This is a genomic window from Paraburkholderia sp. BCC1885, assembly GCF_900996235.1.
In the GTDB taxonomy this organism is placed as follows: Bacteria; Pseudomonadota; Gammaproteobacteria; order Burkholderiales; family Burkholderiaceae; genus Paraburkholderia.
In genome coordinates this window covers 1-618 of record NZ_CAAJGM010000043.1, presented here as the reverse complement: position 1 = coordinate 618, position 618 = coordinate 1, and the positions used below count along the sequence as shown (strand labels likewise).

Genomic DNA, 618 nt, shown 5'->3' with positions numbered 1-618 from the left:
AGGGGGCGGCCGCGAGAGACGGTGGCCGCCGGGGGGGTCCCGCCGACGCCAGCCGGACTGACGCGCGCCGTCCTTGGCCGCGCGTTACACTCGACGTTTTATCGCCGCTTGCGGCACGAATATCGAAGAACGGAGAACGGGATGAGTTACGTCTTTGCACCGGCACCGGTGGTCGCGGTGCCAGTTGTGGGTTCCAGCGAGCAGTTCCCGGTGCGCCGCATCTACTGCGTGGGCCGCAACTACGAGGCGCATGCGCGCGAAATGGGCCACGATCCGGATCGCGAACCGCCGTTCTTCTTCGCCAAGCCCGCCGACGCCGTCCTGTACGTCGCGCCCGGCGCCACCGGCGAGTTTCCTTACCCGTCGCTGTCGAAAAACGTCCACTTCGAAATGGAAATGGTGGCGGCGATCGGCAAGGGCGGCAAGAACATCCCCGCCGACAGAGCGCTCGATCACGTCTACGGTTACGCGCTCGGTCTCGACATGACGCGCCGCGATCTGCAGGCCGAAGCGAAGAAGCTGGGCCGGCCGTGGGACACCGCCAAAGGCTTCGACCATTCCGCGCCGCTCGGCCCGATTCATCCGGTGGCAACGGTGGGTCAGATCGCCAAGGGCGCG

The 618-nt window shown here is 67.0% G+C and carries 1 protein-coding gene; it reads left to right on the top strand.

Going from position 1 to position 618, the window contains the following annotated elements:
• Window positions 1-141 precede the first annotated feature (141 nt).
• A partial coding sequence (locus FQ755_RS03210) for a fumarylacetoacetate hydrolase family protein (RefSeq protein ID WP_144150932.1) occupies window positions 142-618 on the top strand: 477 nt, incomplete at its 3' end.